The organism is Cedecea sp. B1(4) (assembly GCF_059414925.1).
Genome location: NZ_JCAHMZ010000002.1, coordinates 277070 through 289595, shown reverse-complemented (window position 1 = coordinate 289595; position 12526 = coordinate 277070). Strand labels below are relative to the sequence as shown.

The window sequence follows — 12526 nt, the reverse complement described above, 5'->3', positions numbered from 1 at the left end:
GTTACAAATTTTTTCCTTATAAACATCCGATTACTGCGTTATTTTCATCTGCGCTACTGGCGCAAAAAGGGAATTGGTTTACACTGCCGATTCTACGCATGCTGCAGGGAAACTGATTATGTTGCGATATTTAAACCAATGCTCTCTTGGGCGCACCGCCTGGCTGCTTTTAGCCTTTACGGCATTTGTGCTTGAGATGGTGGCATTGTGGTTCCAGCACGTTATGGGGCTGAAACCTTGTGTAATGTGTATCTATGAGCGTTGCGCGCTGTTTGGCGTGATGGGCGCTGGTATCGTGGGCGCGATAGCCCCTAAAAGCCCGCTGCGCTATGGCGCCCTGGCCATCTGGCTGTACAGCGCAGGGAAAGGCGTTCAGCTTGCATGGGAGCACACCATGCTGCAGCTTCACCCGTCCCCATTTGTGACCTGTGATTTCTTCGCTCGCTTCCCAAGCTGGCTACCGCTGGATAAATGGCTGCCGCAGGTCTTCGTTGCCAGCGGTGACTGCTCCGTTCGCCAGTGGGAATTCCTGTCGCTGGATATGGTGCAGTGGCTGCTCGGGATCTTCGCCGTGTTCCTGATCATTGCGGTGCTGGTGCTGATTGCTCAGTTCTTCAAGCCTAAGCGTCGCGATCTGTTTGGCCGTTAATTTCGCAAACGCCCGATAGTAATAACCCACCTTTCGGTGGGTTATTTTTTTCAGGAATGATCGCGCCGGTACAGCGCCCATTCATCAATTCTTTCCCCGCCTGGCAGCAGGCAGTCACTTCTTTCGCCCTCAGGCGTTTTCACCATCACAGATTTCCCGCCTTTGGCCTGGCAGTAAACTGAAGCCGGGTTCGCCATGCCTACGCTGTGCGGAGGCTTCGGTGCCTCACGCTCTGCCGTTGCACAGCCGCTGAGCAGCAATACGCCCATGATAATTGTTAGTTTTTTCATTTTTCCTCCTTTGAGGACGGAATCTTAACAGCGCAGCTGGGAAGAAGCCAAAGACTGTTGCCCCAGCGGGCTAAAACTGGAGAAGGTCGCATTTAACGGACGATGAGCGGACGCCTGCATTGCGGATTTGCAAAAGATACAGACTGCGCCATGGGGATTTGATTCTCGGACATCGTAGGGGGAGGTGCGATACTGCGATCCGCCACATGACGGACACTGGAATGTTAAATTCAGGATAAAAACTCTCTTATTTTGGTTATTGAAAGTCTATCCTATCACAAGATTGGTTATATAAAGGATTTATTTTTATTCCCGACCAGCATCGAAATGCGCTAGTCAGCCCATTCGGGCTTGTTGAGGATATGATCCTGCCAGTCGCGGACCTCTGACTCTTTCACCGCAATATGACGCACGGAAATGCGCTCGCCGTGCATGGCGGCTTTTGAACCGGTGATCAGCGGGTGCCATTCCGGCAGCGGTTTGCCTTCTGCCAGCAGGCGGTAAGCGCAGGTGTGCGGCAGCCACTCAAAAGTCGGCAAATTGTCGCGAGTGAGTTTGATGCAGTCCGGCTCGTATTCGAAGCGGCGGGCGTAGTTCTTGCACTGACAGGTTTTGATATTGAGCTGCTTACAGGCGACGTTGGTGAAATAAATCTCGTCGGTGTCTTCGTCCATCAGCTTATGCAGGCAGCACTGGCCACAGCCGTCGCACAGGGATTCCCACTCGGCGTCGCTCATTTCGTCGAGAGTTTTACTTTGCCAAAAAGGAGTGGGTGTCATAGCGGTTCCTGCATTTAAAAATTAAGCTGCACCTTATAAACAGTCTGACACCCGGATGCAAGTTTTGCCGCCCTGAAGCGGCAAATTGTTTATAAAACGCGCGTCGTCAGGCTGTGACCGGCAAAACTCACTTCCAGCTCGTCGCCACTGAGCAGCGGACCTACGCCTTCCGGTGTACCCGTCAGGATCACATCCCCCGCGCGCAGGGTGAAGAATTTGCTCATGTAGGCAATCAGCGGCACGATTTTGTGGATCATGTCTTCGGTATTGCCCTGCTGGCGAACTTCACCGTTGATCTTCAGCTCCAGCGGGGTGTTTTGCGGATCGTGGGTAAACTGTGCCGCAGGGATAAACCCGGAGATAGGGCAAGAGTTATCGAAGCCCTTGGCTTTTTCCCACGGCTGGCCTGCTTTTTTCAGTTTAGCCTGCAGATCGCGCAGCGTGAGGTCCAGTGCAACGCCATAGCCGGCAATGGCTTTCTGCACATGCTCTTCGCTTGCCTGCTTAAGAGTTGAGCCGATCAGAATGGCCAGCTCTACCTCATGATGCACAGAACCAAATTCCTGCGGCAACGCCAGCGGCTGGCGAATATCGCACAGGGCGCTTTCAGGCTTGATAAACACCACCGGCTCGTCCGGCGTCGCACTGCCCATCTCTTTAATATGTTTGGCATAGTTGCTGCCAACACAGACTACCTTGTTTACCGGAAAATCCAGCAGCGCACCCTGCCAGTTATGATGTTGATACATGCCTTTCCTCTGTGTCGTGTGTGTTAACTGCCTTTGATACTAGATAAAAAAATGCCTGCTGAATACCGGGGAAGTGTTTCTAAGCGTGCCTTATTTATCTGCGATGGCATCCGCCATTTTGCCGATGCTAATGGCAAAGTAGTAAGAACGGTTCCAGTGCATCAGGGTACGGAAGTTGTTATAGACCAGGAACGAACGCGCCAGGCCATCGTCTGGCTTCACCAGCCAGGCCTTTTGTGACGACACCGGAAGATGTGTGCCTTTAGGCAGCGTTACCCCTAGTTTTTTCCACTGGGCCACGGACTTGCCCTGCCCGGGTCGAGTCCCCAGCAACGAAGTATTAAAATCCGCAGGCAGTTTCACTTCATAGCCCCACGCCCCACCACGCTGCCAGCCCTCTACCACCAGGTAGTTAGCCGTGGAAGCGAAAACGTCGCGGGTGTTATTCCAGATATCAATTTTTCCGTCGCCATCGCCATCTTTGCCGTAGCGCAACAGCGAGCTCGGCATAAACTGGTTCTGCCCCATCGCCCCGGCCCATGAGCCTTTCATCTGCGTCGCGCTAACATCACCTCTCTGGATGATTTTCAGCGCCGCCATCAGCTCGTTGGTAAAAAAGGCTTCACGGCGCCCCTCAAAAGCGAGCGTCGCCAAAGCAGAAATGACATCTTCTTTGCCCTGCAGCTTGCCGAAGTTACTTTCCATTGCCCAAAGCGCGACGATGTAGCGACTCTGCACGCCACTGTTGGCGCTGACTTTTTCCAGCTCTGCCCGGTGCTGGCGGGCAAGGCTACGCGCCCGTTTGATTTTGGAGGGAGTAATAACACGGTTTAAATAGTCATCAAGCGTTATTTTCTTTTCCAGCTGATTGCGATCGGATTGAATGACCCGATCAACAAAATGAATATTCGCAAAGGCTTTTGCCAGCGTCGCATTGCTGATGCCCTCTGCTCTGGCTTGTTGCTTTAACTTTTCGACGTAAGCCGGGAATTCAGCGGGGTTGCGCCCTTGTTCAGCCAGCGTGGTGGTTTCAGGCGTGCGGCTTTGAGGAACTGAGGCGACTGCGGGAGCCGCCTCGGCATGGGGGAGATAACCTGCCCCACTGGAAAGTATTAAGGCGCTGAAGGTGTAACGCAAAGCTGCATTTTTCATCATCATTTCTTCAATAATGTGTTTCACACATTTTCCGTGTGAATACATAGAAAAGATTTACCTTCAGTCCGAAAGTTATTTTTTAGGACTCTTTTCCAGGTGCATTGTCAGCAAACTTTCTACTGGAGGTGGGATCTGTAAATAATAGCCCTCAGTTTCCAACGCCTGTTTCACTTTATCCAAATCGGCATTGGCCAGTTTTTTGCTACCGTCCAGCGGCAACAGCATAGACAGGACCGGTTTGCCAAAGCCTTTCATCAGCTCTTCCGGCACGCGGGAGAAATCGTCTTTTTTTTCGACATAAAGATATGTCTGGTCACGTTTAGTACTTCGGTAGATCACACAAAACATTTTTTTTACTCTATTTTCGCCAGCGAGTGGCTTGCCTGAATATAAGCTGGACTATAACATGCCTGGTGTACTTCGGAATATCGTCCCACAATAGTGGGGATTGAAACTGAATTGAGTAAGGCCAGGATGTCAAACACGCCAATCGAGTTAAAGGGCAGCAGTTTTACCTTATCTGTGGTTCATTTGCATGATGCACAACCTGAGGTTATTCGCCAGGCTCTGGAAGATAAAATCGCCCAGGCTCCCGCATTCTTAAAGAATGCCCCGGTGGTCGTTAACGTCGCCAGTCTCGATGGTTCCGTCAACTGGAAGAAAGTACAACAGGCCGTTACCGCAACCGGCCTGCGCGTGGTGGGTATCAGCGGCTGTAAAGATGAAGCTTTAAAGGCTGAAATTGAGCGCGCTGGCCTGCCCTTGCTGACCGAAGGGAAAGAAAAGGCCGCAAGAACGCCAAAAGCCGCACCTGCTGAGCCCGTGGTGGTCACCGCGCCGGATGTTACACCGATCACAAAAACGCGTTTAATTGATACTCCGGTCCGTTCCGGGCAGCGCATTTATGCGCCAAACTGTGACTTGATTGTGACCAATCACGTCAGCGCCGGTGCAGAACTGATAGCAGATGGTAATATTCATATTTACGGCATGATGCGTGGCCGTGCGCTGGCTGGTGCAAGCGGCGATCGTGATGCACAAATATTTTGTACTAACCTGGTAGCAGAGCTTGTCTCTATTGCGGGCGAGTACTGGCTGAGCGAGCAGATCCCAGCCGATTATTATGGAAAAGCGGCTCGCCTGAATCTGGCGAGTGGTGCGCTCTCCGTTCAATCTTTGAATTAAGCCCTTTTAACAAGGAAATCCTTTATGGCACGCATTATTGTTGTTACATCGGGTAAAGGGGGCGTCGGTAAGACCACGTCCAGCGCGGCCATCGCTACGGGGCTGGCCCAAAAGGGAAGAAAAACCGTCGTTATTGATTTCGACATTGGCCTGCGTAACCTTGATCTGATCATGGGCTGCGAACGCCGCGTTGTGTACGATTTCGTTAACGTGATTCAGGGCGATGCCACGCTGAATCAGGCGCTTATCCGCGATAAACGTACTGAACAGCTCTATATCCTGCCTGCTTCACAAACCCGCGATAAAGACGCTCTGACCCGCGAAGGCGTGGCCAAGGTGCTGGAAGACCTGAAAAACATGGACTTCGAGTTTATCGTTTGTGACTCCCCGGCAGGTATCGAAACCGGCGCGCTGATGGCGCTGTACTTCGCGGATGAAGCGGTCATTACCACCAACCCGGAAGTCTCCTCGGTGCGTGACTCAGACCGAATCCTCGGCATTCTGTCGTCCAAATCCCGCCGCGCTGAAAACGGTGAAGAGCCGATTAAAGAGCATTTATTGCTGACCCGCTACAACCCAGGTCGCGTCAATAAAGGCGATATGCTGAGCATGGAAGATGTGCTCGAAATTCTGCGCATTCCGCTGGTTGGCGTTATTCCTGAAGACCAGTCAGTGCTGCGTGCGTCCAACCAGGGCGAGCCGGTGATTCTTGACGGTGAATCGGATGCAGGCAAAGCCTACGCCGATACCGTAGAACGCCTGCTCGGCGAAGAACGCCCTTTCCGCTTCATTGAAGAAGAGAAGAAGGGTTTCCTGAAACGCCTGTTCGGAGGATAAGTTATGGCATTACTCGACTTTTTTCTGTCACGAAAAAAGAACACCGCCAACATCGCGAAAGAGCGTTTACAGATCATCGTAGCTGAGCGTCGCCGTAGCGATGCGGAACCGCATTACCTGCCGCAGCTGCGCAAGGACATTCTCGACGTGATTTGCAAATACGTGCAAATTGACCCGGAAATGGTCAGCGTCCAGCTCGAGCAGCGGGATGGAGATATTTCGATTCTGGAGCTGAACGTGACGCTCCCGGAAGCGGAAGAAGCCAGTAAGTCGGCATGAATAAAAAACCCCCTGCATTTGTCAGGGGGTTTTATTTTTACGCAGTCACTTAACGTTTATTAATCTCATTCTTGTTGCAGCTTGCCAATATATTCAAACCCGAGAACAATACTGTAATTATTCCCAGGCCATATAAATAATCAGTATTCCGCCAGCAATTTCGTTAACGCTTCTGCCATTAATTCTGCCCGCCAGCCGCTAATTAATTCCGGAGCCACGCTTTGCGGTTTCAATTTCCAGTGCCAGTTTAACAGCTGATTGATTTGGCGGCGGGAGGCCAGTAATTCGGCGCTCAGCCCTTTAGCCTCGCTCACTTCCTGCACCAGGGCTTTAATGGCCTTAAACACTTTGCGGTAGCCCGGCATATCCACCAGGTTTTGCAGCGGCTGCGGCAGCTCGCTCTCCGGCAGCGCCTGCGCCTCGGCCACCAGGGCGATAAGCGTTTTGCCGTGGAAGCGAATTTCGCTGCCGCTCAGGCCAAGCGAGTCCAGTTCGCCCAACGAGCCAGGCATGTATCTCGCCACCTGCCACAGATTTTCTTCGCGGACGACAAAGTTCACCGCCATGTCGCGCTCGCGGGCTTTACGCAAGCGCCAGGCCGCCAGCTTCTTGAGGCAGGCCAGCTGTCGGGTGCGCAGCTGCCAGGCATTGCCTATTTCGCGCCAGGCTTCTTCAGGATCGAGCTGATCGCGACGGCGGGAGCACATCAGATGGCACTCATCGAGAGCCGCGCCTATCCAGCCCGCCGCTTCCGTTTCGGCCATCAGTTTCTCAGCGATAGGCAGCAAATAAAGCACATCTGCCGCGGCGTATTCACACTGCCTCTCCGTGAGCGGACGCGCCAGCCAGTCGGTACGGGATTCACTTTTATCCAGCGCAATGCCGGTGTATGACTCAACGATAGTGGCAAAGCCGCAGGACAGCGGGCGGCCAGTAAAGGACGCCAGAATTTGCGTATCAATAAACGGTTCAGGCAGCATGCCAAATGCATTCAGGAAGACTTCGAGATCTTCGCTGCCCGCATGCAGATACTTGATGGTGTCAGGATCCTGCAGCAACGCCTTGAACGGCGACCAGTCGCTGATAGCTAAAGGATCGATCAGCGAAACCTGCTGGCCGTCATAAAGCTGGATCAGCCCCAGCTGCGGGTAATAGGTTCTGGTGCGAACAAATTCGGTGTCCAGCGCCAGTGCGGGGAACTGACGAGCGGCCTGGCATACGGCGACCAGCCCTTCATCGGTAGTAATCATCTGGTAAGTCAAATTCAGTTCTCTTAGGTTGCGCCCATAAAAAATGCCGGCGAACCGGCATCAGGACGAGTGACTTGGAGCTCAGGCGTTATTGTTGCCTGTCTTGCCCGCTTCGTCACGCAGTTCTCGTCGTAAAATTTTCCCGACGTTCGATTTTGGCAGTTCCGTGCGGAATTCAATCAGTTTAGGCACTTTATAGCCGGTTAACTGGCGACGACAGAAGGCGATCAGCGCCTCTTCCGTCAGGGCAGGATCTTTTTTCACCACAAAGATTTTCACCAGCTCACCGCTCACCCCGGCAGGAACACCCACCGCAGCGACTTCAAGCACGCCTTCGTTCTGCATGACCACATCTTCAATTTCGTTCGGATAAACGTTGAAGCCAGAAACGAGAATCATGTCTTTTTTGCGGTCAACGATGTTCATGAAGCCTTCTTCGTTCATTACCGCAATATCCCCGGTGCGCAGCCAGCCATCTTTAAGGATTTCATCCGTTTCTTTCGGTCGCTGCCAGTAGCCCAGCATGACCTGCGGGCCTTTAACGCACAGTTCGCCAGGCTCACCGGGCGGCACTTCATTGCCCTGATCGTCTATCAGCTTCACATCGGTGGACGGCACCGGCAGGCCAATAGATCCGCTGTGATAATCCATATCATGCGGGTTCGCGCTGACCAGCGGTGCGCATTCCGTCAGGCCATAGCCTTCAAGCAGGAAGCGACCCGTGAGTTTTTCCCAACGTTCGGCAACAGCGTGCTGGACGGGCATACCGCCGCCCGCAGAGAGGTGAAGGCTTGAAAAATCAAGCTGCTGGAACTCTTTGTTATTCAGTAACGCATTAAACAACGTATTCACGGCGGTCATGGCAGTGAAAGGATATTTTGCCAGCTCTTTTACCAGCCCCGGAATGTCGCGTGGGTTGGTAATCAATAGGTTCTGCCCCCCCATGTCGATAAACAGCAGGCAGTTAATGGTCAGAGCAAAAATGTGGTACAGCGGCAGCGGAGTGACCACCAGCTCTTTACCTTCGTGCAGCAGCGGGCTGTATGCCGCCCTGACCTGTTCGAGGTTGGCCAGCATATTACGGTGCGTCAGCATGGCGCCTTTAGCTACGCCGGTTGTGCCGCCGGTGTACTGCAGGAAGGCTAAATCGCCATTGATAATTTCAGGTTTGATGTACTGCATGCGGTAACCGCTTTGCAGCGCCCGACGGAAAGAGATGGCGTGCGGCAGATGGTATTTCGGCACCAGGCGCTTGATGTACTTCACCACGAAGTTAACCAGCGTCCCCTTCGGCCCGGAGATCTGGTCCCCCAGGCGAGTAAGGATGACGTGTTTCACCTGGGTTTTTTCAACCACTTTTTCCAGCGTGTGGGCAAAGTTTGACACAATCACAATCGCGCTGGCCCCGCTGTCGTTCAGCTGGTGCTCCAGTTCTCGCGGGGTATAGAGCGGGTTAACGTTAACCACCACCATACCGGCGCGCAAAATGCCGAACAGTGCGACAGGATACTGCAGCAGGTTTGGCATCATCAGCGCCACGCGGTCGCCTTTTTTCAGGCCCAGCCCCTGCTGAAGGTACGCGGCAAATGCCCGGCTGCGCTCTTCCAGTTTGCGGAAGGTCATCACCTCCCCCATGTTGATAAAAGCAGGTTTGTCAGCGTAGCGAGTGACAGCCTGCTCAAACATATCAACCAGGGATTGATAGCGGTCGGGATTTATTTCAGCCGCAACGTCGGCCGGGTAGCGGTTAAGCCAAACCTTATTCAAGGATCCACCTCTGAAATTATTATTTGTCGTCATCACAACCCCAGGGAATACATTTCGTTAACATAATATTAACTCAGCGTACCAGTTTATTAATTAGCCTGATTAAAGGTTGCGAAGCACATCACTAAATTTTTTCATCCGTCCTGGATAAAAACAAACAGCGGCCAGGCCGCTGTTTGAAAATATTTTAAAAACAACAGATTATTCGGTTACAACGGTTTGCACCTGTGCAGGCCCCGGATTGTACCATCCGCCCCACATGTCGTAATGGTGGCGATACGGGTAAGGCCCGCCCCAGAACCACGGGTCGATTGGCTGCGGCGGCATGACGACCTGCTGAACTACGTTCCAGCGTTTGTATCCCGTCGCCTGCATGGTCATGAATTTATAGGGGGTCTGGCCAATCTTACCTTCTGCCGTGCCGGTAATTGGCCCGACGACGGTCACCAACTGATTGCGGAAATCTACCGGATCAAGGAAGCCATTTACGTCGGCATAAATGCGCCCTTGCGAAGGCTCATTCAATGCCGGACGGGCGCCTTCATCGAGGCTGACGGTGGCAATCTCCAGGCGAGTTTTGCCCTTCAGGTTGTCCACGTTCACCACTCGCCCGCCAAAGCGCGCTTCCTGCCCGACATAAAGCTGGGGCGCACTCATCACCGCCGTCAGATCCTGCTGCGGGGTCGCGGAAGTCCCTTTAATCGCATCCGGCACGCTCACGCAGCCGCTCAGGACCAGCGCCGCAGCGGCGGCCAGCAGCCAACTGCATTTTTTGACATTACAAACAGCCATACCTCATCTCCTTAACCTGCCCGCCGTTTAGCGGAGTCGGTCTTACTCTCTGCCAGGTAGCTTTTTCCAGGTGACTTCGTTACGCAGGTAGACAGGCTCCGCATGCTCGACGGCGACGGTTTTGCCGGCGCTAAACGCCAGCTGCGCCAGAGGAAGCATATCTTCAGCTTCAGGCAGCGTAGTTTCACCGTCCTGCAACAAAAGTCCGCTATCCTTCGCCATATCAGGCCAGGCCTGCCAGCCTGTTCCGACTGTAGCCCAGGTGCCGCTCAGATGTTTCAACCGCCCGGCAACGTCTTCAGGCTTAAGGACGGCTTCGCTTGCTTCACCGTGCCACACGCCCTGCTCGTCACGCTCATATTCAGCCCAATAAACCTCGCCCATGCGGGCATCTATTGCGGCGAGTACGCGGGTGGCGCCCGTTCTGCGCCATGCGCCCTGAGCCATTGTCGCCAACGTTGAAATGCCAATCATCGGCAGCTCAGCACCCAGCGCCAGCCCCTGCGCAATCCCAATCCCAATGCGCACACCGGTGAAACTGCCCGGCCCACGCCCGTAGGCAAGTGCGTTCACCTCAGACAAAGTAATCCCGCCCTGGTTCAGGATCTCTTTGACCAGCGGTAAAATTCTTTGCGTGTGCTCACGCGGGCAGAGTTCGAAATGGGCGTAGGACGCCGCGTCGTTTTGCAGGGCAACAGAACAGGCTTCTGTTGCGGTATCGATGGCTAAAATTCGCATGGGCTTGCCAACCTCTGGCGGAGATAAGGTCAAAAAACGGCGCGCATCATACCATAGCCTGGCACAAATTACTGCGCACCAGAGGCATTGAGGAACTCAACTGCCCGATTTATATCCCGGGTACGCGGCGTGGGCGGCAGGCTGTTAAGGAAAACAGCGCCATACGGACGCATGACCAGGCGGTTATCGCAGATAACCAGGACCCCACGGTCTTCCACATCGCGGATGAGGCGACCGACGCCCTGCTTAAGGGTGATCACCGCGTCAGGCAGTTGGACATCGTCAAACGGATCGCCCCCGCGAATGCGGCAATCTTCCATGCGAGCCTTGAGCAGCGGATCGTCCGGCGAAGTAAAGGGAAGTTTGTCGATGATAACCAGGGAGAGCGTGTCGCCGCGCACGTCTACGCCTTCCCAGAAGCTGCTGGTCGCCACCAGCAGGGCGTTACCGGCCTCAACAAACTGCTGCAGCAGCTGGCCTTTGCTGGTTTCCCCCTGCAGCAGCACGGGCAACGTCATGGTGGCCCGGAACTGTTCCGCCAGGTCGCGCATCATGGCGTGGGAGGTACAGAGCATAAAGCAGCGCCCGTTGTTCGCCTCAATGAGCGGGCGTAACAGGTTGGCCAGGTGACGGCCAGCGTGGGGCTGATTGGGCGTCGGCAACCCTCTCGGCACGCACAGCAGCGCCTGTTTAGCGTAATCAAACGGGCTGGCAAGCAGCAGTGTTTCTGCTTCGTCGATACCCAGCCGCTCGGTGAAATGGCTCATATTGTCATTCACCGCAAGCGTGGCCGAGGTAAAGACCCAGCAGCCCGCTTTTTCACGAATGACTTCCTTAAACTTGTCGGCCACGGACAGCGGCGTCAGAGCCAGCGTGAAGTGGCGGGCATTGCATTCATACCAGTAGCTGTAGCCCGGCTGATTAATCTCTTTAAGCCGTTTGATTCGCCCACGGTAAATTACCGCGCGTTCAAATGCGGCATCCAGCAGCGCCGAGCGGCCAAGAGAAAGCTTTGCCACGTCATAACACAGCTCCAGGGCATCATCGAGCAGCAGCAGCGAACGCTGGATATTCGCGTCCGCAAGCAGCTCCCGCAGGTTCCCCCGGTAGCCCGGGTCGCCTATTTGCAGGCGGAAGTCCTGCGTGCGCTGGGCAAGGCTGTCGGCGCTTTTTTGTAGCTGCTGCGTATCGCGGACCTCGGTGCGATAGGCAATGGAAATGTCTTTGGCGAGGTCGAGCAACTGCCGGCTGGAAATAGACTGGCCAAAATACTGGCTGGCGATATCCGGGATCTGGTGGGCTTCATCGAAAATCGTCACCTGAGCCTCGGGAATAAGCTCCGCGAAGCCGCTCTCTTTCACTACCATGTCGGCCAGATACAAGTGGTGGTTCACCACCACCACATCGGCATCCATCGCCTTTTTACGCGCCTTGACCACAAAGCAGTCCTGATATTGCGGGCAGTCCTGCCCCAGACAGTTATCGTTGGTGCTGGTGACCATCGGCCAGACGGTGGAGTCTTCGGCAACGGAGCCACAGGTGCTGATATCGCCATCCACGGTTTCACTTGCCCAGCCGCGCAAATGCATCACGTCACTTAACGCCTGCACGGGCAAATCACCGCCCGCCAGCGACTGCTGCTCCAGCCTTTCCAGGCAAAGGTAGTTAGAGCGCCCTTTCAGCAACGCCACGCGGCCGGTAAATTTCAGCGCACGGGATATCGTCGGCAGATCGCGAGAAAACAGCTGATCCTGCAGCGCTTTCGAGCCGGTAGAAATAATGACTTTTTTGCCAGAACGCAGCGCGGGGGCAAGATAAGCATATGTTTTCCCTGTACCGGTACCGGCCTCTACCACCAGCTCGCCGCCGGCTTGAATCGCCCGGGTTACGGCCTCGGCCATTTCACGCTGAGCTTCACGCGGCTTGAAACCGGGAATGACCTTAGCCAGCTGGCCGTCTGCTGCAAAATCGTCCGTCACGTTACCCCCTGGTTAAATTGCCAGTGATTATGTCAGCCCCGGCGAGGTTTATCCAGCCAGGCGGTGGCACCGGGCAG

15 protein-coding genes are annotated in these 12526 nt (G+C 54.3%); 4 read left to right on the top strand and 11 right to left on the bottom strand.

Going from position 1 to position 12526, the window contains the following annotated elements; translation table 11 throughout:
* Positions 1–118 precede the first annotated feature (118 nt).
* Positions 119–649 (top strand): disulfide bond formation protein DsbB, encoded by a 531-nt coding sequence (dsbB, locus tag ACR6JA_RS04830; protein WP_213716082.1) that lies wholly within the window; start codon positions 119–121, stop codon positions 647–649.
* Between the two features lie 50 nt (positions 650–699).
* On the opposite strand, the gene ACR6JA_RS04825 is transcribed toward dsbB, so the two are convergent.
* The 6 genes from ACR6JA_RS04825 to ACR6JA_RS04800 all read right to left on the bottom strand — a co-directional run bounded on the left by ACR6JA_RS04825 (position 700) and on the right by ACR6JA_RS04800 (position 3970).
* On the bottom strand, positions 700–939 hold the full coding sequence (locus ACR6JA_RS04825) for a putative hemolysin (protein WP_213716083.1): 240 nt from the start codon (positions 937–939) through the stop codon (positions 700–702).
* Positions 940–963: 24 nt separating this feature from the next.
* A complete protein-coding gene (gene ymcF, locus ACR6JA_RS04820) occupies positions 964–1173 on the bottom strand; it encodes a cold shock small protein YmcF (RefSeq protein WP_494493258.1) in 210 nt (69 codons plus the stop codon).
* Positions 1174–1271: 98 nt separating this feature from the next.
* Positions 1272–1718, bottom strand: coding sequence for a cysteine cluster protein YcgN (gene ycgN / locus ACR6JA_RS04815; protein ID WP_008454079.1), 447 nt, complete (start codon positions 1716–1718; stop codon positions 1272–1274).
* Between the two features lie 89 nt (positions 1719–1807).
* Positions 1808–2467 carry a fumarylacetoacetate hydrolase family protein gene (locus ACR6JA_RS04810; protein WP_039294414.1) on the bottom strand — a complete coding sequence of 220 codons (660 nt, stop codon included), beginning with the start codon at positions 2465–2467 and terminating at the stop codon, positions 1808–1810.
* Between the two features lie 90 nt (positions 2468–2557).
* Positions 2558–3619 (bottom strand): lytic murein transglycosylase, encoded by a 1062-nt coding sequence (locus ACR6JA_RS04805; protein ID WP_494493257.1) that lies wholly within the window; start codon positions 3617–3619, stop codon positions 2558–2560.
* Positions 3620–3694: 75 nt separating this feature from the next.
* A complete protein-coding gene (locus ACR6JA_RS04800; protein WP_008454073.1) occupies positions 3695–3970 on the bottom strand; it encodes a YcgL domain-containing protein in 276 nt (91 codons plus the stop codon).
* Between the two features lie 126 nt (positions 3971–4096).
* Here ACR6JA_RS04800 and minC point away from each other — a divergent pair, with 126 nt between their 5' ends.
* Genes minC through minE form a run of 3 tightly spaced genes read left to right on the top strand, consistent with a single transcriptional unit; the run spans position 4097 to position 5923 of the window.
* Positions 4097–4807 carry a septum site-determining protein MinC gene (minC, locus tag ACR6JA_RS04795; RefSeq protein WP_008454072.1) on the top strand — a complete coding sequence of 237 codons (711 nt, stop codon included), beginning with the start codon at positions 4097–4099 and terminating at the stop codon, positions 4805–4807.
* A gap of 24 nt (positions 4808–4831) precedes the next feature.
* Positions 4832–5644 (top strand): septum site-determining protein MinD, encoded by an 813-nt coding sequence (gene minD / locus ACR6JA_RS04790; RefSeq protein WP_008454070.1) that lies wholly within the window; start codon positions 4832–4834, stop codon positions 5642–5644.
* A gap of 3 nt (positions 5645–5647) precedes the next feature.
* On the top strand, positions 5648–5923 hold the full coding sequence (gene minE / locus ACR6JA_RS04785) for a cell division topological specificity factor MinE (protein WP_008454068.1): 276 nt from the start codon (positions 5648–5650) through the stop codon (positions 5921–5923).
* A 140-nt stretch (positions 5924–6063) separates the two neighbouring features.
* Here minE and rnd read toward each other — a convergent pair whose 3' ends face one another.
* The 5 genes from rnd to yoaA all read right to left on the bottom strand — a co-directional run bounded on the left by rnd (position 6064) and on the right by yoaA (position 12449).
* Positions 6064–7185, bottom strand: a complete 1122-nt coding sequence (gene rnd, locus ACR6JA_RS04780; protein WP_494492972.1) for a ribonuclease D — start codon at positions 7183–7185, stop codon at positions 6064–6066.
* 69 nt (positions 7186–7254) lie between these two features.
* The gene (gene fadD / locus ACR6JA_RS04775; RefSeq protein WP_213716085.1) at positions 7255–8940 is read right to left on the bottom strand and encodes a long-chain-fatty-acid--CoA ligase FadD; all 1686 of its coding nucleotides are present in this window, start codon (positions 8938–8940) and stop codon (positions 7255–7257) included.
* 201 nt (positions 8941–9141) lie between these two features.
* The gene (locus ACR6JA_RS04770; RefSeq protein ID WP_213716086.1) at positions 9142–9732 is read right to left on the bottom strand and encodes a Slp family lipoprotein; all 591 of its coding nucleotides are present in this window, start codon (positions 9730–9732) and stop codon (positions 9142–9144) included.
* Positions 9733–9774: 42 nt separating this feature from the next.
* Positions 9775–10470: a tRNA (adenosine(37)-N6)-threonylcarbamoyltransferase complex dimerization subunit type 1 TsaB gene (gene tsaB / locus ACR6JA_RS04765; protein ID WP_494492971.1), complete on the bottom strand. Its 696-nt coding sequence runs from the start codon at positions 10468–10470 to the stop codon at positions 9775–9777.
* A 68-nt stretch (positions 10471–10538) separates the two neighbouring features.
* Entirely contained in the window at positions 10539–12449 is a 1911-nt protein-coding gene (yoaA, locus tag ACR6JA_RS04760; RefSeq protein ID WP_494492970.1) for a DNA repair helicase YoaA, read from the bottom strand.
* Positions 12450–12526: the final 77 nt, after the last annotated feature.